The organism is Paraburkholderia nodosa DSM 21604, assembly GCF_000519185.1.
In the GTDB taxonomy this organism is placed as follows: Bacteria; Pseudomonadota; Gammaproteobacteria; order Burkholderiales; family Burkholderiaceae; genus Paraburkholderia; species Paraburkholderia nodosa.
Window position 1 is genome coordinate 322,057 of the sequence record NZ_JAFA01000002.1, and the last position, 21,180, is coordinate 343,236.

The 21,180-nt window shown below is 65.7% G+C and carries 20 protein-coding genes; 5 read left to right on the top strand and 15 right to left on the bottom strand.

The genetic code is table 11. The annotated features are described in order from the left end of the window. The first annotated feature begins 112 nt into the window (after nt 1–112). From A3CW_RS0104000 to A3CW_RS0104010, 3 genes are read left to right on the top strand one after another with little or no spacing between them, the layout of a single operon-like run. Complete coding sequence (locus A3CW_RS0104000; protein ID WP_028202498.1) at nt 113–490, top strand: DUF2306 domain-containing protein; 378 nt, start codon at nt 113–115, stop codon at nt 488–490. Beyond that, a complete protein-coding gene (locus tag A3CW_RS45155; RefSeq protein WP_051481211.1) occupies nt 487–1,623 on the top strand; it encodes a sensor histidine kinase in 1,137 nt (378 codons plus the stop codon). Before A3CW_RS0104000 ends, A3CW_RS45155 begins: the two co-directional genes overlap by 4 nt. Continuing rightward, on the top strand, nt 1,620–2,519 hold the full coding sequence (locus A3CW_RS0104010) for a LytR/AlgR family response regulator transcription factor (protein ID WP_081771512.1): 900 nt from the start codon (nt 1,620–1,622) through the stop codon (nt 2,517–2,519). Before A3CW_RS45155 ends, A3CW_RS0104010 begins: the two co-directional genes overlap by 4 nt. Before the next feature lie 27 nt (nt 2,520–2,546). On the opposite strand, the gene A3CW_RS0104015 is transcribed toward A3CW_RS0104010, so the two are convergent. The 5 genes from A3CW_RS0104015 to A3CW_RS0104035 form a co-directional block, all read right to left on the bottom strand. Further along, nucleotides 2,547–3,335 carry an AraC family transcriptional regulator gene (locus A3CW_RS0104015; protein WP_028202415.1) on the bottom strand — a complete coding sequence of 263 codons (789 nt, stop codon included), beginning with the start codon at nt 3,333–3,335 and terminating at the stop codon, nt 2,547–2,549. A 181-nt stretch (nt 3,336–3,516) separates the two neighbouring features. Further along, nucleotides 3,517–4,278, bottom strand: a complete 762-nt coding sequence (locus A3CW_RS0104020) for an ABC transporter ATP-binding protein (protein WP_035512255.1) — start codon at nt 4,276–4,278, stop codon at nt 3,517–3,519. Next, nucleotides 4,269–6,128 carry a branched-chain amino acid ABC transporter ATP-binding protein/permease gene (locus A3CW_RS0104025; protein ID WP_028202417.1) on the bottom strand — a complete coding sequence of 620 codons (1,860 nt, stop codon included), beginning with the start codon at nt 6,126–6,128 and terminating at the stop codon, nt 4,269–4,271. Before A3CW_RS0104025 ends, A3CW_RS0104020 begins: the two co-directional genes overlap by 10 nt. 3 nt (nt 6,129–6,131) lie before the next feature. Then, nucleotides 6,132–7,031 carry a branched-chain amino acid ABC transporter permease gene (locus A3CW_RS0104030; protein ID WP_028202418.1) on the bottom strand — a complete coding sequence of 300 codons (900 nt, stop codon included), beginning with the start codon at nt 7,029–7,031 and terminating at the stop codon, nt 6,132–6,134. A 16-nt stretch (nt 7,032–7,047) separates the two neighbouring features. Further along, entirely contained in the window at nt 7,048–8,214 is a 1,167-nt protein-coding gene (locus tag A3CW_RS0104035; RefSeq protein ID WP_035512257.1) for a branched-chain amino acid ABC transporter substrate-binding protein, read from the bottom strand. A gap of 273 nt (nt 8,215–8,487) precedes the next feature. Here A3CW_RS0104035 and A3CW_RS0104040 point away from each other — a divergent pair, with 273 nt between their 5' ends. Next, on the top strand, nt 8,488–9,732 hold the full coding sequence (locus A3CW_RS0104040) for a D-amino acid dehydrogenase (protein WP_028202420.1): 1,245 nt from the start codon (nt 8,488–8,490) through the stop codon (nt 9,730–9,732). Beyond that, on the top strand, nt 9,729–10,517 hold the full coding sequence (locus tag A3CW_RS0104045) for a maleate cis-trans isomerase family protein (RefSeq protein ID WP_028202421.1): 789 nt from the start codon (nt 9,729–9,731) through the stop codon (nt 10,515–10,517). The genes A3CW_RS0104040 and A3CW_RS0104045 overlap by 4 nt, the downstream gene beginning before the upstream one ends. Nucleotides 10,518–10,540: 23 nt before the next feature. On the opposite strand, the gene acs is transcribed toward A3CW_RS0104045, so the two are convergent. The 10 genes from acs to A3CW_RS0104090 all read right to left on the bottom strand — a co-directional run bounded on the left by acs (nt 10,541) and on the right by A3CW_RS0104090 (nt 21,176). Further along, nucleotides 10,541–12,481 carry an acetate--CoA ligase gene (gene acs / locus A3CW_RS0104050; protein WP_028202422.1) on the bottom strand — a complete coding sequence of 647 codons (1,941 nt, stop codon included), beginning with the start codon at nt 12,479–12,481 and terminating at the stop codon, nt 10,541–10,543. A 60-nt stretch (nt 12,482–12,541) separates the two neighbouring features. Continuing rightward, complete coding sequence (locus A3CW_RS0104055) at nt 12,542–13,120, bottom strand: acetate uptake transporter (protein WP_028202423.1); 579 nt, start codon at nt 13,118–13,120, stop codon at nt 12,542–12,544. A 232-nt stretch (nt 13,121–13,352) separates the two neighbouring features. Then, complete coding sequence (locus A3CW_RS0104060) at nt 13,353–14,318, bottom strand: chemotaxis protein (RefSeq protein WP_035512258.1); 966 nt, start codon at nt 14,316–14,318, stop codon at nt 13,353–13,355. Between the two features lie 140 nt (nt 14,319–14,458). Continuing rightward, nucleotides 14,459–16,780: a sensor domain-containing phosphodiesterase gene (locus A3CW_RS0104065; RefSeq protein ID WP_081771513.1), complete on the bottom strand. Its 2,322-nt coding sequence runs from the start codon at nt 16,778–16,780 to the stop codon at nt 14,459–14,461. A gap of 473 nt (nt 16,781–17,253) precedes the next feature. Then, nucleotides 17,254–17,853, bottom strand: a complete 600-nt coding sequence (locus A3CW_RS52210; protein ID WP_154677850.1) for a hypothetical protein — start codon at nt 17,851–17,853, stop codon at nt 17,254–17,256. Then, nucleotides 17,850–18,416 (bottom strand): transglycosylase SLT domain-containing protein, encoded by a 567-nt coding sequence (locus A3CW_RS50550; RefSeq protein ID WP_063750797.1) that lies wholly within the window; start codon nt 18,414–18,416, stop codon nt 17,850–17,852. The genes A3CW_RS52210 and A3CW_RS50550 overlap by 4 nt, the downstream gene beginning before the upstream one ends. Beyond that, nucleotides 18,413–18,994 carry a PAAR domain-containing protein gene (locus A3CW_RS50740; protein ID WP_211254036.1) on the bottom strand — a complete coding sequence of 194 codons (582 nt, stop codon included), beginning with the start codon at nt 18,992–18,994 and terminating at the stop codon, nt 18,413–18,415. Before A3CW_RS50740 ends, A3CW_RS50550 begins: the two co-directional genes overlap by 4 nt. Before the next feature lie 523 nt (nt 18,995–19,517). Continuing rightward, nucleotides 19,518–19,811: a hypothetical protein gene (locus A3CW_RS0104080; protein ID WP_028202427.1), complete on the bottom strand. Its 294-nt coding sequence runs from the start codon at nt 19,809–19,811 to the stop codon at nt 19,518–19,520. Between the two features lie 16 nt (nt 19,812–19,827). After that, nucleotides 19,828–20,352, bottom strand: coding sequence for a hotdog family protein (locus A3CW_RS0104085; RefSeq protein WP_211254037.1), 525 nt, complete (start codon nt 20,350–20,352; stop codon nt 19,828–19,830). Next, nucleotides 20,349–21,176, bottom strand: a complete 828-nt coding sequence (locus A3CW_RS0104090; protein WP_028202429.1) for a beta-ketoacyl synthase chain length factor — start codon at nt 21,174–21,176, stop codon at nt 20,349–20,351. Before A3CW_RS0104090 ends, A3CW_RS0104085 begins: the two co-directional genes overlap by 4 nt. Nucleotides 21,177–21,180: the final 4 nt, after the last annotated feature.

The following is a 21,180-nucleotide window of genomic DNA, read 5'->3' on the forward strand; positions in this document are numbered from 1 at the left end:
ATCCCCGTTCGCGCCCGTTTCCCCACGCTTCGTCGCATCCCGCTCGCCCGCCCCGCCCCCATTCACCACACTGCAGACATCGCCCCCGCTCGACCCGCGAAGGAGAGCCAGCATGTCCGCCATCATTGCCGCGCACATCGTCGCCGCAACGCTTTCTGTCATACTCGGAACCGCCGTCATGCTGGCCGAAAAGGGCAGCGCGCGGCACAAGTGGCTCGGCCGTCTCTGGGCGCTGACGATGTTCGCCGCCGCGCTCAGTTCGTTCGACATCCGCGAGCTGCATCCGGGGCATCTGTCCTGGGTGCACGGCCTGTCGCTGCTGACGTTCGCGAGCGTTGGGCGCGCCATCTGGGCGATCCGCCACGGCAACGTCCGCGGCCATCGCCTCGCCATGCGCGGTTCGTTCTTCAGTCTCATCGCTGCCGGTCTCGCCGCCGTTGCGACGCCGCACCGGCTGCTCAACCTCATCGTCACGAGCTGGATCGCATGATTCCTGGCATGCACGTCGAGTTTCCGAACGCCGCCGCCCGCCTCCCCGCGCCGGCGGCCAATGTCCTGATCGCCGGATTCGCGCGCGAGGGCGTGATCGTCGTGATCGGCAACGCGCTGATTGCGGTCGCGCTCACCGCCGCGGGCGTGCACGAGCGATTCATCGACAACCTCGTCTTCAGTCAGGCGATCGGGCTTTCGATCATGCTGCTGCTCGACGTCGGCCGCTTTTTCCTGCAACGCCACAATGCGCTCACGGGCCCGCGGCTCGCCCTCGCGATGGTGCTCGCCATCGTGCTCGGCGCGTCGCTCGGGCGCGGCATCGCGAGCGTGGTGCTCGGGATCGGCTTGCACAACGCGTTCGCGACGAAGGATCTCGCGCTCACCGGCTGGATCGCGCTGACCGCCACGCTGCTCGTCACCTGGTACGGCTGGTCGCGCACGCGCATTGCCGAGCTGAGCGAGCAGGTCGCGCACACGGCATGGCAAAAGGAAGCCGCCGAGCGCACGGCGCTCAGCGCGCGCCTGCAGGCACTGCAGGCGCAGATCGAGCCGCACTTTCTCTTCAACACGCTGGCGACGCTCGACAGCCTGATCGCGTCCGACCCGCCGCGTGCGCGCGACCTGCTCGCGAGCCTCAACCGCTTCCTGCGCGCGACGCTGGAGGCCTCGCGCGCGCAAAGCGAAACGCTCGCGGTGCAGTTCAAGGTGCTCGAATCGATGCTCGCCGTGCACGCCATGCGCATCGGCCCGCGCCTCGCGTATGCGCTCGACCTGCCGCGCGATTGCGCAGAACTCCCGGTGCCGCCCATGCTCTTGCAGCCGCTCGTGGAGAACGCGCTCAAGCATGGCATTCAGGGTGCGCTCGAGGGCGGCAGAATCGACGTCCTCGCACGCCGCGACGGTGAGCATGTCGAGCTGAGCGTGACCGATACGGGCCCGGGCTTCGGCGCGACGCCGGGCACCCAGGGCGCGGGCGTCGGGCTCGTGAACGTGCGCGAGCGGCTTGCGGCGCTCTATGGCGAGCAAGCGTCGCTCACGCTGATCGAGAACGTTCCGCATGGCCTCGTTGCGCGGGTGCGCCTGCCGCTGCGCGATACCGTTGGCGCAAGCGTGCAGGAGTCCAGATCATGAAGCGCCACACGCCCGCCGATACCGCACAGCAAAGCGACGCCGCGCACCGCTCGCCCGACACCCCGACCGCGCTGATCGCCGAGGACGAGCCGCTGATCGCCGCCGCCCTGGAGCGCGAACTCGCCGCCGTGTGGCCGGAACTGCGCATCGTGGCGACGGCCGGCAACGGCCACGACGCCATCGAGCGCATCGGCGCGCTCGCGCCCGACATCGCGTTCCTCGACATCGCCATGCCGGGCGCGACCGGCCTCGATGTCGCGCGCGCGTGCGCGAATCTCGCCGCGCCGCCGCAGATCGTGTTCGTGACCGCCTACGACGCCTACGCGCTCGAAGCCTTCGAGGCCGCGGCCATCGACTATCTGCTCAAGCCCGTGGAGACGGCGCGGCTCGCGCGCACGGTGGAGCGCCTGCGCGCCCGGCTCGCGCGATCGTCGGCGAACGACGCCGAGGCGCCGCAGATGCAGGCCGATCTGCAACGCGTGCTGCGCCAGCTGGAAACGATCACCGAGGACGTCCGCGAAGCGCGTGCCGGTGCGCGAGCGGGCAATGCCGAGAGCGCACCGCGCGGGACGCCGCTGCGTTATCTGCGCGCCTCCAGCGGCAATGACATCCGCATGGTGCCGGTGGAAGATGTTTTGTACTTCGAAGCAGCCGACAAATATGTCGTGGTCACGACGCGCAGCGGCGAACTGCTGATCCGCACCAGCCTGCGGGAGTTATGCGCGCAACTGGACCCGGCGCGCTTCTGGCAGGTTCACCGCGGCACGGTGGTCAACGTGGACCAGGTGGAATGCGCCTCGGTCAGCGCGATCGGGAAGATGACGTTGAGGCTGCGCGGCCACGCGGGCGCCCTCGACGTGAGCCGCCAGTACGCCCACCTGTTCAAGCAGATGTGACGCGCGCCGCGACAACGGCAAACGCCTTCAACGCGGCTCGCTTTTCAAATACCGCTGGGGCGGCTCGCCCATCGTCTTGCGGAACATCGAGATGAACGCACTCGAATTCGCATAGCCGAGTTCGGCCGCGATCTCCGCCACGCGCACGCCCTGGGCGAGCTTCGACACGGCCTCGACGATGCGCAGCTGCTGGCGCCAGTGGCCGAACGTCAACCCGGTCTCGTCCTTGAAGCGCCTCGCGAGCGTGCGCTCGCTCGCCCCCACGCGCTCGCCCCAGATCGCGAGCGAGTCGCCATTGGCCGGTGCCGCCAGCAGGAAATCGCAAATCTGCCGCAAACGCCGGTCGAGCGGCAGCGGCAACCCGCCGCCCGAGGCCTCGCGCGAAGCGCGCATTTCACTGAGCAACAGCGGCGTAATGAGCGCGTGGCGGCTCTCCGGGTCGTGCTCGCAGTCTTCGACCAGCGCCGCCACCAGTTCGCGCAACAGCGGCGAAACCCGCACCGCGTGGCACGCGGATTCCGGCCACGGCGACGCCTCCGGCTCGAACGACACGCTATGCATGCACACCGCGCTCGTCGCGATCCACTCGTGGCCCAGGCGCGGCGCGATCCACAGTCCGCGCTGCGGTCCGAGCGTCCACATGCCGATGGGCGTCATCACGCGCAGCACCCCGCTCATCGTGAAGACGAACCGCCCCTGATCGTGCAATTGCCACGTTCCCCTATGGGCGGCGTCGTATTCATAGCTTGTCGCCATGATTGGCCGTTCGCGCTTGCGGTGCGGGATTTCGGGCCGTTGCCGCCAGATCTGATCCACGATCGGAAATTCCTTCGCTGATTTTCCAGAAAAATAGCTATTTCGCGCAATTTATGTCCGGCACGTCGCGCGCCGGGTCGTCGTGTCTCTTATTTTGCATCGGATGACGATTAATTGCTAATGCGAACGATAATGATTCTCTATACGCTGAACGGATAGTCCAGAGAACCGGTTTGGCGGCCTAGACGGCCCCTCCCTCCTGCGCCGCGGCACTGCCGCCGAGATACGTGGCGCGCACGCGGTTGTCGTCGGCCAGTTCATGGGCCGAACCCGCGAGCGCCACACGGCCGCCTTCCAGCACATAGGCCCGGTTCGCGATACGCAGCGCCTGGCGCGCGTTCTGCTCCACGAGCAGCACCGCCGTGCCCGCGTGGCTGATGCGCGCGATCACTTCGAAGATCGCGCGCACGAGCTTGGGCGCGAGCCCCATCGAAGGCTCGTCGAGCAACACGAGCTTTGGCTTGAGCATGAGCGCGCGCGCAATCGCGAGCATCTGCTGCTCGCCGCCGCTCAGCGTGCCGGCAAGTTGATCCTTGCGCTCGCGCAGCCGGCTGAATGTTTCGTATGCCTGAGCAATGCCCTCGTCGAGCGCGCCGGCGTCGCGCCGCAACAGGTAGCCGCCCAGGCGCAAGTTTTCCTCGACCGTCAACCCGCCGAAAATGCGCCGCCCTTCCGGCACGTGCCCGATCCCAAGCGCGACGATGCGATGCGACGGCAGCCCGACGAGCGCCTGCCCCTCGAACGCAATGCTGCCGCCACGCGGACGCAGCAACCCGGAGATGGTGCGCAGCGTCGTGGTCTTGCCCGCGCCATTGGCCCCGAGCAGCGCGACGATCTCGCCCGGCCCGACGTCGAGCGAAACGCCGTGCAGCGCTTCGATGTTGCCGTAATTTACGCGCAGGTCGCGAACGTCGAGGAGTTTGCCGGTCGTGTCTACCCCCATAGCGACTTCTCCCCGTCCGTGGCGTCGGGTCCGTCGTCTTCCTCGGTCGTGCCCAGGTAGGCGTCGATCACCACCGGGTCGTTCTGGATCTGCGCGGGCGTGCCCTCAGCAATGATCTCGCCATGATCCATCACGATGATGCGGTCGGACACGCCCATTACGAGCGCCATGTCGTGCTCGATCAGCAGCACCGTCACGCCGAGGTCGCGGATGCGGCGGATCTGCGCCATCAATGCGTGCTTTTCGGTTGGGTTCATGCCGGCGGCGGGTTCGTCGAGCAGCAACAGGCGTGGCTGGCTCGCCAGCGCGCGGGCGATTTCCAGCCTGCGCTGATCGCCATACGGCAGGTCCGAGGCATATTCGCTCGCGCGCGCGCCGAGCCCCACGAGATCGAGCCAGCGCTGCCCGAGCGCGCCATGCTCGGCGGCTTCGGCGCGCGCGGCGCGCGTGCCCACCAGTTCCGCCACGAGGGCCGTGTGCAGGCGATGATCCATGCCGATCAGCACGTTCTCGAACGCACTCATATGGTTGAACAGGCGGATGCCCTGAAACGTGCGCGCAATGCCGCGATGCACGTTGCGATGGGGCGCACCGCCGCCAAGCGGCTCGCCGCGCCAGACGAGGCGGCCGCCGCTCGGGCGGATCACGCCCGTCAGGCAGTTGAACACCGTGGTCTTTCCCGCGCCGTTCGGGCCGATCAACGCGAGAATCTCGCCGCTGCGCACCTGGAAGGTAATGCCACCGATCGCTCGCACGCCGCCAAAGCGGCGCTCGAGGCCATGCACCTCGAGCAGGGTTTCGCGCGCGGCGGCGGCTTCGAGGCCGCCGCTATCGGCGAGAGAAACGGCCGCCCCGGTTTCCTTGCCCGCCGCTTCCGCCGCTTCCGCTTCGTGCGCTACCGTCTCTTCTTCGGGCCGCGGGGCGGCACGCCTCACGCGCGCGGGCCACAGTCCTTGCGGGCGCAACAACATGAGCACGACGAGCGCCACGGCAAAGCCGAAAATACGCCACAGGTTCAGGAAGCGCAGCATTTCCGGCAGCCCCGCGACGATCAGCGCGCCGAGTATCACGCCGGGGATGCTGCCGCGCCCGCCCATCACGACGACGATAAGGATCGTCACCGACTGCAGATACGTGAACGCCGTGGGGTCGATCGTGCCGAAGCGTGCCGCGAACAGACTGCCCGCGAGGCCGCCGATCAGCGCGCCGATCACGTACGCGAGCATCTTCACGCGCAAGGTCGCGACACCCACCGCCTCGGCGGCGGCTTCGTCCTCGCGGATGCTGGTCCACGCGCGCCCGAGCCGCGAGCGTCCGAGCCGCACCGCGAACACCAGCACGGCGATGAAGAACGCCATGCCCAGCACGTACACCGAGCGCGGCGAGCTGAACTCGAAGCCGAACAGGTTCGGCGGCTCGATGCCGTAGATGCCGTTCGGCCCGCCGGTAATGTCGAGATTGGTGGCGACGATGCGCGTGATCTCGCCGAAGCCGAGCGTGACGATGGCGAGATAGTCGCTGCGCAGGCGCAAGGTGGGATAGCCGATCACGACGCCGGAAGCGCCCGCGAACACCAGGCTGAACGGCAGCGTCGCCCAGAACGAGAAATGCAGCAGCGTCTCGAGCAGCGCCGTGGTATAGGCGCCGATGGCGAAAAAGGCCGCGTAGCCGAGGTCGAGCAACCCGGCATAGCCCACGACGATGTTCAACCCGAGGCCCAGAATCGCGTAGGTGATGATGGTGAGCCCGACGTCGACGATATAGCCGCTTGCGAACTTGGGCAGCGCGATCGCCAACGCGATCAGCACGCCGGAAACGACCCATGAGGTGTCCGTGGCCCGCGTGCGCATGTCTCACATCCTCTCGACCACGCGTTCGCCGAACAGCCCGGTGGGCTTCACCACGAGCACGGCGATCAGCACACCGAACACGAACACGTCGGTCCACTGCGAAGACACATACCCCGCGCCGAACGCCTCCAGCAAGCCGATCAGGAAGCCGCCCACCATCGCCCCCGGTATATTGCCGATACCGCCGAGCACGGCCGCCGTGAACGCGCGCAGCCCGAGCACGAAACCCATGAAGAAGTTGATCTGCGTGTAGAAGAGCCCTTCCATCACGCCCGCGACCGCGGCGAGCGCCGAGCCGATGAAAAACGTGAGCTGGATGAGCCGCTCGACGTCGATGCCCATGAGCCGCGCCGCATCCTGGTCGATGGCGAGCGCGCGCATGGCCGTGCCGACAAACGTATGGTGTACGAACAAATACAGCGCGATCATCAGCGCGAAGCTCGCCGCGATTATGCCGATCTGCGCAAACGTGATGTGTACTTGCGCAATGTCGAAGCCGGTATGCGTGAGCAGGTGCGGATACGTGCGAAAGCCCGCGCCGTAAGCGATCAGCACGCCATTCTCCAGCAGCAGTGAAACGGCTAGCGCCGTAATGAGAATGGACAGGCGCGGCGCGCGCAGCAACGGCTGATAGGCCACGCGCGCGATCGCCACCCCGAGCACGCCGGTCGCGAGCATGGCCGCCGCGAAGGCCACGACCAGCGCGAGCACGAGCGGCAGGCGAGCGGCCGCGAGCACGGAGAGCGCGGTCCAGCCCACGAACGCGCCCACCATGAAGAGATCCCCGTGTGCGAAGTTGATGAGCCGGATGATGCCGTAGACCATCGTATAGCCGAGGGCGACGAGCGCGTAGAACGAGCCGATCGTCAGCCCCTCGATGACGAACTGGAAAAAGGTGCTCATGAGCGGCCCGGCGCGCTTACTTCATTACCACCCACTTGCCGCTTGCATCCTGGCGTTGGTAAGGCTCGAACTGATCGTTATGCACGACGACCGTGATGTACACGGCGCGGCTGCGGTCGCCCTTCGGATTGAAGCCGATCGTCCCGGTGGCGCCCTGGTAGTTCGTGACCTTGTGCAACGCGGCACTGATGTCCGCGGGCTTTGCCGACTTGCCATCGGCGATGGCCTTGGCGGTCACGCCTACGGCGTCGTACTCGTACACCGAGTACGGCCCCGGCCCCTGACCATAGGACTTGTTGTACTGATCCAGGTAGTCGTGCGCGCCAGGCAGGAACTGCGCGAGCGGCGCAGTCGTGATGATCATGCCGTCGGCGGCCGGCCCTGCCGTCTTCATGAGCGTGGGGTCATTGGTGCCGTCGCCGCCCATGAAGGTCATCTTGAGGCCCACCTGACGCGCTTCCTTCACGAGCAGGCCCGCTTCGGAGAAATAACCCGTGTAATAGATCACGTCCGGCTTGAGCGAGGAAACCTTGGTGAGCGTAGGCGAATAATCCATCTGGCCCGGCGTGATCGAGTCGGCATAGACGACATCCACGCCCATCTTCTTGAGCGACTCCACGGTGTTCTGCGCGAGACCTTTGGCATAGGTCGTGTTGTCGTCGATCACCGCCGCGCGCTTCACGTGCAGCGAATTCTTCATGAAACTGGCCGCGAAAGGCCCTTGCTCGTCGTCACGGCCAATCGTGCGAAACACGTTGTCGTAGCCCATTTCCGTGAGCTTCGGATTGGTCGAGGCATCGAGCACGTAGGGAATGCCGGCGCGGTGGAAGGCGGTCAACTCGGGCAAGGCCGCGCTCGAGCAGTAGCCGCCCGCCACGGCAACCACGCCCGCGTCCACGAGTTTCTGCGCGGCCTGAACCGCCGTTTGTGCGTCGCACGCGTCGTCTTCGGGCACGAGTTCGATCTGCTTGCCGAGCACGCCGCCCGCCGCGTTGATCTTGGCGGCCGCGAGCTTCGCGCCGTTCAGGATATCGGTGCCCGCAGCGGCGCTGCTGCCCGAAAGCGGCACCGGCACGCCGATCTTGATGGTCTGCGCTTGTGCGAATCCAGGCGCCAGCGCGGCAAGCGAAAAGAGAGTGAGCGCGAGGGTTGCGTGCAGCGCGCCATTGTTCTGAGGATTCATATGAGCGGCTCCTGAGCGTGGACCCGACCGGGCGATGCCGCAACGCAGGCGAGCCCGCGCGGTCAGTTAGCGAAACGAAATAATTCGTCCGGTGCGATGCCCTGCAGGTCTTGCTCGCTCATGGCGCGCAGCTTGCATGGGTACCGGCGCATAACGACTTATCCATGATAGATGCATGCCATCATTTAGCTGCCATAGGGTATGCGCGTATACAAATTGCGTGCGCTCGCGGCAGCGTGAAGGTACTTTGTATGCACGCAGGGAGGGGCGCGAATGAAGACCATCGTACTGGGCGGCGGCATAGCAGGCGTCACGAGTGCGTATTACCTCGCGCGCGACGGCCGCGACGTCACCGTTATCGAGCGACGCGCGGGCGTTGCGCTCGAAACCAGTTTCGCCAACGCGGGGCTCGTCGCGCCGGGCCACTCGTACACGTGGGCCTCGCCCCGTGCGCCGAAAATCCTGCTCAAATCGCTGTTCGTCGAGGGCCAGGCGCTGCGCCTGCGCCTGAACGCCGATCCGCACATGTGGGCATGGTGCGCGCAATTCCTGCTCAACTGCACCGAGGCGCGCTCGCGCGAAAACACCTCGCGCAAGGTGAGGCTATGCCGCTATTCGCAGCATCAACTGCAGGAGGTCACAGCGCGCGAGCAGCTCGAATACGACCTCATCAGCCGCGGCCTGCTCTATCTCTATCGCGACGCCGCCTCGTTCGAGCGCGGCCGCGCCCATATGTCGATCCTCGTGGAAAACGGACTGCCGCTCGAAACGCTCGACGCCGCCGCGGTCGCGGCACGCGAGCCCGCGCTCGCCCACGCGCGCGAGCGCATTGCGGGCGCGATCTACTGCCCGAGCGACGCAAGCGGCGACGCCCACCGCTTCACTCGTGGGCTCAAGGAAGTTTGCGAACGTATGGGCGTGCGCTTCGTGTTCGACGCCCCCATCGAGGCCATCGAAGCTGCCGGCGACCGCATTGCCGGCGTGCGCACGAGCGCGGGCGTGATCCAGGGCGACGACTACGTGCTCGCACTCGGCTCCTGGTCGCCGATACTCGCGCGGCCACTCGGCTACCGCATCGCGGTCTATCCGGTGAAGGGCTATTCGGCGACGTTCCCCTGCGGGCCCGAGCACCGCCCGCCCGAGATGGGCGGCGTGGACGAAAATCACCTCGTGGCATGGGCGCGTTTTGGCGCGCGCCTGCGCTTCACGGCCACCGCGGATTTCGCGGGTTATGACACGCGCCACACGCCCGCCGATTTCACTTCCATGATGCAGGCGGCGCGCGAACTCTTTCCCGAAGGCGCTGACTACACGCAGCCGGCGTACTGGGCCGGGCTGCGCCCGATGACTCCGGAAGGCACGCCGCTGATCGGCCGCACGCGCCATCGCAACTTCTTTCTGAACACGGGTCACGGGCACATGGGCTGGACCATGTCGTGCGGCACCGCAAAACTGCTCGCCGACATCATGGCCGGGCGCGAGCCTGAACTCGACATGACGGGATTGACGCTGAGATGAACACTACCGCACCGCCGCAAAGTCACGAGGATGCCTACACAAAGCTCGATTTCGCGCTGGACGGCGGCATTGCCCGCCGCGCCGCGATCGGCCTCGTCGTGCTGGCCACCGATCATACGATCGAATACGAATGGCGCGACCTGTTGCGCCAGCCAGGCGTGGCGTTCTACGAGAGCCGCCTCGAGAATTCGCCGGACATCACGCCGCCCCGCCTCGCGGAAATCGAGGCGCGCATCGCCCCCGCGGTGAGCCTCATGCTGCCTGGCGAGCGCCTCGACGTGGTCGCGTTCGGCTGCACGTCGGCTTCGATGGTGATAGGCGAGGAAAAGGTCGCGGCGCGCATCCGCGAGGCCCGGCCGGAGATTGCCTGCACCACGCCGATCACGGCCGCGCTCGCCGCGCTAAAGGCGCTCGAGGTCCGCCGCGTGGCGCTGCTGACGCCCTACGTGCGCACCATCAACGACTTCATGCGCGATTACATCGAGGCGCGCGGCGTGGCTGTCACGCGCATGGCTTCGTTCGAGCACGCGGACGATAACGAGGTGGCGCGCATCGATGCGAAGTCGATTCGCAGTGCGATAGACACGCTGGCGCGCCACGACGACGCCGACGCGGTGTTCGTGTCGTGCACCAGCCTGCGCGTGGCCGCGCTCGTGCCTCAGATCGAAGCGCAGACCGGTAAGCCCGTGCTGTCGAGCAACTACGCGATGGCGTGGCACGCGCTGCGGCTCGCGGGGGTGCAGGATAGCGAGCCGCAGCTGGGGCGCTTGTTCGCGCGCCAGTGAACCTCAGTGAGCCTCAGCGGGCTTCAATGCGCAACGCGATGATCGATCAACTCCTTCACGACTCGCGGGTCGGCAAGCGTTGAAACGTCGCCGAGATTGTCGTAATCGCCATCGGCGATCTTGCGCAGAATGCGGCGCATGATCTTGCCCGAGCGCGTTTTCGGCAGCACCGGCGCCCACTGGATGAAGTCCGGGCTTGCAATCGGCCCGATCTCCTTGCGCACCAGCGCGACCAAAGCGGCGCGCAGCGTTTCGTCCGGCTCCACGCCCGCCTTCAGCGTCACGTATGCGTAGATGCCCTGCCCCTTGAGCGAATGCGGGAAGCCCACCACGGCCGCCTCGGCCACGTCGGGATGCGAGACCAGCGCGCTCTCCACCTCCGCCGTGCCGAGCCGGTGGCCCGAGACATTCACCACGTCGTCGATACGGCCCGTGATCCAGTAGTCGCCATCGGCGTCGCGATAGCAGCCGTCGCCCGTGTAGTACTTGCCTTCGAACTGGCTGTAGTAGACCTGGCGCATGCGGTCCGCATCGCCATACACGTAGCGCATCTGCCCCGGCCACGAGTCGAGCATGCAAAGGCTGCCCGCCGCCGCGCCTTCCAGCACGGTGCCCTTTTCGTCGACGATGGCCGGGCGGATGCCGAAGAACGGCCGCGTGGCCGAGCCGGGCTTGAGCGTGGTCGCGCCAGGCAGCGGCGTGAGCATGATGCCGCCGGTTTCAGTCTGCCACCACGTATCGACCACTGGGCAGCGCTTGTCGCCCACCACCTCGTAATACCAGAGCCACGCGGCCGGATTGATCGGCTCGCCCACCGTGCCGAGCAGCCGCAGCGACTTGCGTGACGTGCGCTTGACCGGCGCTTCTCCATCGCGCACGAGCGCGCGGATCGCGGTCGGCGCCGTGTAGATGATCTGCACGTTGTGCTTGTCGCAGACCTGCCAGAAGCGCGAGCTGTCCGGATAGTTCGGCACGCCTTCGAACATGAGCGTGATCGCGCCGTTGGCGAGCGGTCCGTACACGATATAGCTATGCCCCGTCACCCAGCCGACGTCCGCCGTGCACCAGTAGACGTCGCCGTCGTGATAGTCGAACACGTACTGATGCGTGAGCGAGACGTAGGTCAGATAGCCGCCCGTGGTATGCACGACGCCCTTGGGCTTGCCCGTCGATCCGGAGGTGTAGAGGATGTAGAGCGCATCCTCCGCGTTCATTGGCTCCGGCGGACAATCCGCAGGACTCCGATCGATCAGATCGTGATACCAATGGTCGCGTCCTTCGCGCCAGTCGACCTTGCCGCCGGTGCGCCGCACCACCACGCACGTCGTCACGGCGGGACATTTCGCCATGGCGTCGTCGGCGCTGGCCTTCATCGCGATCGTGCGGCCGCCACGCACGCCTTCGTCCGCGGTGATGAGGAGGGTCGAGGCGCAGTCCTGAATGCGGTTGGCAAGCGCCTCGGGCGAGAAGCCGCCGAACACGACCGAATGGATCGCGCCGATGCGCGCGCAGGCGAGCATGGCCACGGCGGCCTCGGGAATCATCGGCATATAAATGGTCACGCGCTCGCCGCGCTTTACGCCCAGCGACTTCAGCGCGTTGGCGAACTTGCAGACCTCGCCATGCAGTTCGCGATAGGTGAGCGTGCGGCTCACCTTGGGATCGTCGCCTTCCCAGATGATGGCGGGACGATCGCCGCGCGTCGCCAGATGCCGGTCGAGGCAATTGCTGCTGGCGTTCAGCGTGCCGTCGTAGAACCAGCGTATGTGCAGATCGCGGCTCGCGAACGACACGTCCTTCACCTGTGTATAGGGCTTGATCCAGTCGAGCCGTTTGCCCTGCTCGCCCCAGAATGCTTCGGGGTCCTCGGTCGAGCGGCGGTACATCGCTTCATAACCGGCCTGGTCGACCCATGCTTTTGCGGTCCATTCCGCGGGCGGCGGAAAGACCCGATGCTCATCCATGATCCACTCCTCGGGATGAGGCGCCGCCGCGCCGCAACGGCGTGGCGGCGTCGGGAACGCTCAAGCCGCGCGCGGCTGCGGCGCGACGTAGGGATGCGTGGGCAGCACGATGCGCCCAAAGCTTTCGTTGATCACCATGGCCGCCGATGCATAGAAGGCCAGCGCAGCGGTGATGAGGCCCGTATAGCCGCCCAGGCGCGTGATCATGCCCATGCCGGTCCACACGCCGATTGCCAGCAGTCCGAAGGTAATCCAGAGCGCGAGAAACACGAGCTGGACCGAGGTGCTCGTATGCATGGAGCCAATCCACATATAGAACGTGAATACGCCCCAAACGAACAGATACCAGCCGACGAACGACTCGGGAACCTTCGTGCCGAGGAACGAAACGAACAGCGCGAAGGACCACCAGAACGCGCCGTAGCTCAGGAACGCCACGGTGCCGAGCGTGTTGCCGCGCGGAAACTCCATCACGCCGGCAATCATCTGAGCCGTGCCGCCGAACGCGAACGCGAGCGCGAGCACGAGGCCCATCGAATCGGCGCTGTACCAGCCCGCGTTGATCATGCTTAGCATCCACGTGGTGAATGCAAATCCGGCAAGGCCTAGCGGTGCCGGGTTGGAAAGATTGCCACCCATGGTCCATCCTCCTCCTGCGCGCCGCAAACGCGCAAATAAGTGCACCTGCCAAGTCATTATAGGCAACATATCACAACGTGATATTTATGCCGACAATGTGGCGTGGGATAGCGCGCATATGGCGTGCCTGGCGGGTACAGGTCTGAGGAATCGGGTTGGCGCACGCGCCTTCAACAAGAGAAAAACAACGCGCCGGCACTTGATGCACCGGCGCGAACATCAGCTGATGAAATCAGGCGTAAATGGGCCTTCCCGCCAGCGCGCTGCGAATCGCACCCGCGAGGTCGCCGGCGGCGAATTTCGCCACATAGCCGCTCGCGCCGGCATTCTTCACGTGCGCTTCATTCGCGGTGCCCGTGAGCGATGAGTGAATCACCACGGGAATATCCACGGTGCGCGGGTCCGCCTTGATCTTGCGTGTCAGCGTGAAGCCGTCCATCTCCGGCATTTCGAGGTCGGTCAGCACGAGCGCAATGCGATCCTTCGCGCGCACGCCGTCGCGTTCCGCGCTCGTCGCAATCGCGTCGAGCTGCTTCCACGCTTCGAGGCCCGTCTTCGCCATCGTGTATTCCACGCCGAGCGCCTTGAGGCTCTGGCCGATCAGCTCGCGCGCGAAACCCGAGTCGTCGGCGGCCAGCACCTTCGCGCCCGGCGGAATCATCGCGGGCTCGCCCACGTCCTCCGCCACGACCGCGCCGTGCTGCGCCGGGAACACGTCGCGCAGCACCTGCTCCACGTCCACCACCTGCACGAGCTTCTTGCTCTCGGGGTCGTTTTCGAGGCGCGCGATGCTCGTCACGCGGTTGCCCATCGTGACGTCGGCGGTCAGCACCTGGCTCCATTCGAGCCGCACGATCTCGTCCACGCTTTCGAGTGCGAAACCCTGGGTGGAGCGCGCGAATTCGGTCACGAGCAGGATATTCAGGCCCGTGGCCGGCTCGCAGCCCATGAGCCGCGGCAGGTCGATCACGGGCATCACCTGGCCGCGGATGTTCGCCGCGCCCAGCACGTAGGGGGACGACGCCGCGATCGGCGTGATCGCCGGCATGCTCAGGATTTCCCGTACCTTGAAAACGTTGATGCCGAAGGCTTCGCCAACCTCGCTGCCCGGCGCCGCGCCGAGTCTGAAAAGCAGCAGCTCGAACTGGTTCGTGCTCGTCAGGCGGGTTCGTTCGTCGATTGCGAAGCCGCTGTCCATGATTCTCTCGTGTCCTTTTCCTCTGGCGTGATGCGTGCGGCATCCGCTTCCTGCCCTCGTCTACGGCCTGGCGCGGGAAATCTTGAGCCCACTGCTTTGAGCCCGCTGCTCCCGCACGGCCGTGCCGGATCAGGACGCGCTCACACGTCTTCGCGCACGCGGCCAGCGGCGTGCTCGCGCAGCTGCGCCGCGCAGGCCTGGGCGCTTACCGGCCTGCCGAACAGGTAGCCCTGCTGGCGCTCGCAGCGCAGCGAGCGCAGAAACGACGCCTGCTCGGGCGTTTCCACGCCTTCGGCGGTCACGCGCATGCCGAGCGAATGCGCCATCGCCACGACGGCCTGGGTGATCGCCACGGAGTCGCGGTTGTCGGGCAGGCCCGCCACGAACGTGCGATCGACCTTCAGGTGGTGCAGCGGAAAACGCTTCAGATACGAAAGCGACGAATAGCCGGTGCCGAAGTCGTCCACCGAAATGCGCACGCCAATGTCGTTCAGCGCGTGCAGGAGGGGCAGCACGCTCTGGCTGTCGCTCATGAGAATACCTTCGGTGATCTCCACTTCGAGCGCATCGGGCGCGAGCCCCGTGCGCGCGAGGCAGCCCTCCACCTGTTCGACCAGGCCGTCCGCGATCTGGCGCGGCGAGAAGTTGACCGCCATGACGAAGTCGGGCGCGAAGAGGCGCCGCCACTGCGCGGCCTGGCGGCACGCGTGCTCGAGCACCCACTGGCCGATCGGGATGATCATGCCGGTGTCCTCGGCCACGGGGATGAACTCCACCGGCGAGACCTGGCCCAGCTCCTCGCTCTCCCAGCGCAGCAGCGCCTCCGCGCCGATCATGCGGCTGCTTTCGCCATCCACGATCGGCTGATAGACGAGGCGCAGCTCGCCCGAAGCGAGCGCGCGGCGCAGCCCCCGCTCGATCTGGAAGCGGCGCTGCAGGCGCTGGCGCAGCTCGGTCGTGAAGAACTGGAACTGGTTGGTGCCGCGCTGCTTGGCCGCGTACATGGCCGAGTCGGCGTTGCGCATGAGCGCGGCGGCGCTGCGGCCGTCGTCGGGATACAGGCTGATGCCGATCGAAGCGCCCAGGTAGTACTCGTTGCCCGCCACCGCGAACGGCGCGGCAATCGCGCCGAGGACGCGCTGCGCGAGCGCGACGAGTTCGTCCACGCTTTTGTAGCAGCACACCGCGATCACGAATTCGTCGCCGCCTACGCGCGCGAGCGTATCCCCCTCGCTCACGCAGCTGGTGAGGCGCCGCCCCACGTCGAGCAGCAGCGAGTCGCCGGCTTCGTGGCCGCCCGTGTCGTTGACCTTCTTGAAGCCGTCGAGATCGACGAAGAGGAGCGCGGGCTTCGCCGAACACGTCGCGCGCTCCAGCAGCGCATGCATGCGCTCGGCAAGAAAGGTGCGGTTGTACAGGCCGGTGAGCGCGTCGCGCGTGGCGAGGTAGCGCAATTGCTGCTGCGCTTCGCGCACGGGCCCGATATCCGTGAACGAGACCACCACGGAAACCGGCTCGCTTTCGCCGGGCCGGAAGATCGGCAGCACGTTCTCGCTCACCCAGACGATCTCGCCATCCGCGAGTTCGAGGCCGACCGTCTCCCCGAGCACCGGCTCGCCCGTTTCGAGCGCCTTCATGCTCGGGCGCTTCGAGGTGGGCAGGGGCTTGCCGCTTTCGTCGAGCACGCGCGGAATCACCTTCATGATGCTCAGGCCGATGGCGTCCTCGGGCAGGCGCAGGAGGCGCCGCGCGCTGCGGTTGCAGGCGAGCACGGTGTCGTCGCGGGCCTGCATTACGATGCCTTCGTTGAGGTGGTCCACCACGAGGCGATGGTGCTCCTCGCTGAGCGCGAGACGCTCGGCAATGGTCTGCTGGTTGAGCATGGCCGCGACGCTGCGGGCGATGTCGCACAGCAGCGCCTCCTCGGCAGCGCTGGGCCGCCAGGGCCGGCTCTGGTACACGGCGAGCGCGCCCAGCACGCCGCCGTGGTCGTCGTCGAGCGGCGTGGTCCAGACCGCGCGCAGGCCGCTGTCGAGCGCGATGCGGCGGTACTCGCCCCACTCGTGCGCGAGTTCGTAGTCCTCCACGCACACCGTGCTCCGCTCGGCGATCGCGGTGCCGGAGGGGCTCGTGCCGGAACCGACCGGCGTGCCGTCGAACGCGGCGTGATACTGCGCCGGCAAGTTCGGCGCGCTGCCGATGCGCAGGCGCTGGCCGTCGGCATCGAGTTGCAGGACCGCGCAGTTCGCGCCCGCGCCCAGCAGCCGGCCGGCGCGGCAGCAGACCTCCGCCAGCAGTTCCGGCAGCGGCATGCTGCGCGACACCAGCCGCAATACGCTGCGCTCCTGTGCGAGCGCTTCATCGGCGCCGCTGGTTGCCCCGTCCGATTCTTTCGACACCTCCGACTGACCGCCCCGTGATCCCGCTGCGCCGAACGCTCCCGCCGCTTGGGAATAGACCATACCTTCGTCCCCTCTTGTTGCCGCGGCGCGTGCAGTGCACGCAGCGCCTGTGGCCGGCTCGATCTCAAGTGTGGTGCGCGGCGAACCGCCCGCCGTCAGGCGAGCGACTTCGCCGCCCCTGCGTTAACGGCAAGGGCGGAGCAATTCTTGAAGCCTTGGGAGGGAAAGGCGCGGGGCCGGTGGCGAGCCGGATAACAGGGCGCGGACGGGAAGGCGCGCCGGTTGGGCGGGTATGCGCGGCGCGTTGGCGGTCGCGAGGGTAAACACTGAGGGAGCTCGGCTCGTCCTGGTCAAATGCGCGCCGCACTTGGCTCGATCCACGAGCTTGCCCAAGAGCCGCAGATGTAAGCGCGCCCGTTTCGATCGGCGCGGGAACGTGCAACAACGCGGACGCACTTCCCATACAACCGCATTTCTCCGGCCGCGATGCGCGGCTACAAACGCCGCGTATTTCGAAAGCGCTTTCGATCGAATCAACGACGCGCATCATCAGGGCGCGCTATTCGACCGGTTTTCAGTTTGTATTCTGGAATACGTGTCGCGCGCAGCTTTGGAACACGATCCGAATAGGTCTGTTCGGCATTTCCCGTGTTAGCGTCGTATCGGTAAATAATGTATCGCTCGGGCGACTCGTTGCGATCGGTGTTCGGCAACAGGACGGATAACCCCTTAGCGTCGAAATAGACGCTTGCCGGGCGGGTTCGCTCTGCGAAGTCGATACGTTCCCATCGCTTCGCCCTGGCGTTGTAGCGAACGGCGACACCCTGTATGAAGTTCGAAGTGAATTCGCCAGATAAGACGAATGCACGCTCCCTCTCTCCTACGCAAACTGCTTGTACTTCGTCGCCCCGCGATTGACCCTCATCCCCTGGATAAAGCCTCACGGGCGAGGCTCCGTCTTTGCTGAGATAGTAAACCGCGGTGCCTTCTATGGGATGGTCGCGAAGCAACATGAGCGTATGACTTCCGTCGCTTCCAAGTGTGCAACGCGCGACTGGCTCCATACCAATAGCGGATTGCGAAGCGGAGAAAACGCCAATGCACATGACCGGTATCAATACGGTTTTCTTCATTTCACCATATCGCGCAGTGGTTGCATTGAATCAGGATCAGCGCTCAGCTGGTCCGCACACGCTTTGATCTTTTGATAGTAAATTCCGTTAGATAGACCGCGATAGAGTTTGTAAGCGCCATCGACCGAACGCGCCTTGTCTATCCAGTATTGCATGTACTCGGTTCCTAGCCCAATGTTCGTTGCATCATCGGTAAGCTGAGAGGAGGCATGCGCCACCGCAGCCTCGGAGAACAATTGGTGTGTCTGCGCATCGCTCGGCATATGGCCCAAGCTTTTCTGCGCGCGATATTTGTAGACCTGTTGAACAGCGCCTTTTGTCATTTGCATTAGTCCTCTTGCGGTGCTGCCGCTTGGGGCTGCAGTAGAATCGAAACGCGATTCCATATAGATTTGGCAGATGACCAGATTCTCATCGAGCGTTGATCTGTTGTTAGTCTGTACCAGTTTCCGAATTTCGCGCAAGCGCGCCGAATCGTCAACCATTACCGTTACGGGCGTCGTGTTGGACTTCGGCGTAAATCTTGCCGTGTGCCTCTTGATTGCCTTTTTTGCGGCGCTCATAGGAATTTGTCCCACTCTGGATTGATCGGGGTGTACTCTTCAAGAACGTGCAGGGTTGCCGACGTATCCCGATCGTTCGACACGCGCAGCGTATGGCCACGCGCATCCGTTATGCCTTCGTGTTCGTCGCCGTCCGATGTGACGATCCGATACGGAACCCCCTTTAGAGGCTTTCCGGTTCGTTCGTCAGTCAAACGGAAGTGCTGGTCGAAGGCATCGACTCGCGCGCTCGATGTCGTGGTTTTCGTGCGTTGCCCCATTAGCGCAGCTGCTTCCTCTGACGTGAAACTCATCGTCATGTTGCGCTCGGCGCGGAACACGGGCGGCGGACTACAACCGCAAAGGTTGACATCGCCGCTCAACGCCCATTGACTGCCGTTTGGCCCGGTGCCGGGCCAGCGCGGACCGCGCGGAGCAATGTGGCCTTCCTGCTCGCAAACGGGACAATATGTCCGCATGCCGATTGTTGAAATCTGCACGCACGGCGGCGGATTGGAGCAGCTAATTGAATCCAGCCCTTCCGCAACGAGCGCGCCGTTATCGGCCTTGTCTCCAATCCCTGGAAATGAGCGCTCCATACAGCCTCGCCTAACGAACTGAGTGAAAACGACCGGCGCCGCGATGCGACCGGCGAGCTAAACGGGCGAACATGCATGCCCGCTCAAGCCAGGTTCGGGCCGGAGCCACTAGCGGGATATGGGATTCATCCGAAAAAATACTTTCATGGGGACGCAACGATTCACTGCGCATCGCCGCGCAACATTGATTTGACGTTCGCCAAATCGTGACCAATAAGGCAACCAAATTGGAATGCCTAAATTTGCCCAGATCATTTGAGAAGCCATCTAACTTGTGGTCGTTGAATAAGACAGCTCAGCAAGTCCGACCGGGCGTAAGGTGTGCTCAATCGCGAAGGAACGGGCCACAAGCATCAAAAAGAAAAGGCCGCCCATCAATGAGCGGCCTTTCTGTTCACAAACGCTACGGGGGCCTTCGATCCCCCATGCACTCGCGAGCGACACCGTACAGGAAACGATGCCGTCGGATTGCATTGCACGAATACGGGCGCCGACCAACGCCGGCGCCCGGCAACGCCAAGGCTTACGCCTGGCTCTTTTCGCTGCTTTCGCCGCTGCCGTCCTTGTGGAACACGCGCTTGGTCGCGCGCTTCGTGGCCTCGTAGCCTTCGCGCGACGCATGCGCGATGCCGTGGCCCACTGTCTTCGCCGCGTGCGCGGTGGCGTGGCCGAAGTCGCGCGCGGCGTGGCCGGTTTTCGTGGCCGCTTCCTTCGAGTCGTGCTTGATGTTCTCCTTCACTTCGTGAAGGTCGGCGTGCGCCATCGTGCTGGCCATGCCCAGCACGAGCGCGGCAAGTATGAACCGTTTGGATTTCATCATCGGGCTCCCTTTTCTATTGTGATCGAATGACTGCGGACGCGTCGAGCATGACTGCCGCGCGTCCCGTGAGCAGCACGCGGCCCTCGCCGCGCACCGTAAAACCATAGAGTATCGTGTTGCCGCCGCCGCTCACGCGCTCGGCTTCGATCGCGAGCGGCGCGGCGAGCGTGTCGAGGCGCTCGACATGCGCCACGACGCTGCGCACGCTCGCAAGAAAACCCACGCGCGGGCGGCCCGCCGCTGCGCCATCCAGCGCGCCGAGCAATGCGCCATGCACCGCCATCGCCTGCGCCGCGTACTCCACGCCACACACCGCAGCAAGGCGGCCGCGCGAGCGCAGCGGGTTGTGCGGATCGCGATGGCTGGTCGCTACGCAGCGGATACGCGTTTCGTCCCACGCCAGTACCGCGTCGAGCAGGCACATCGCGCCGCTGTGCGGGATGCGCGCCGCGATCCATGCGCGGTCGAGCGGCGCGCTCGGCACGGCGTTCGCGATCACGTCCGCAAGCGTAGCCGGCAGGGTGGCTTGCGTCGTCATGCGCCCTCCCCAGACGCGTCCAGGGGCGTGACGTCGATTTGCACGCGCAACTCGGGCATGTAGTCGATGACCACGCTCGCAGGCTGGCCGGATTCGTCCACGCACGCGAGCGCTTCGAGCAGCGGCAGCACGCGCGCGGCGGGATTGTTGGTGCGCAGCGCTTCGAGTTCGGGCGAAGCGAGGTGCGTCGCGAGCGCTTCGGTGAGCGTCACGTCGAGGCGCGCGAGCGTCGTCGCGCTCGCCTGCGGCGCGAGCACGAGCGCGACGCCGAACGCATCGGCCACGGGACGCAACGCGTGCAGCGGCTCGGGATAGTCGGCGTCGTAGGCGATCAGCAAGGTGGGCACGCCATCCACGGCCACCTGGCACGCGCTTTCGAGCAGCCCCGCTGCAAAGCTGCCGTCGTGCGCGCACAGCACGTTCGACGTGGCGCGGTCGCGCGTCGCGATGCTCCAGTAGCCCGCGGGCGCGTTGTGCACCGAGTTGTGAAAACGCGTGGGCGAAAGCAGGCGGTCGTCGCCGGCAAGCGCGTCGCAGATTATGTGGCAGTTCTGACCATCTCCACCCGAGGCCGCGAATACGGCGGCAAGCGTCGTCGCGTCGCGGCCGCTCGCCGCGACGGCTTCGTGGCCCACGGCGAGCGCGGTCTTGACGACGGCCCCGGTGCGGCGGCGCTCGGCCGCCGGCAGCCCCTCGGGCGGCGGCAGCACCGTGCGTGCGCTCGCGTAGGGCGTACGCGCGGCGAGCACGTCGGCCGTTTGCGGCCAGTTGGCGAGACCCGGACCGATCACGCCGACGCTTTCGATGAATGCGGAAAGTCTCATGGCG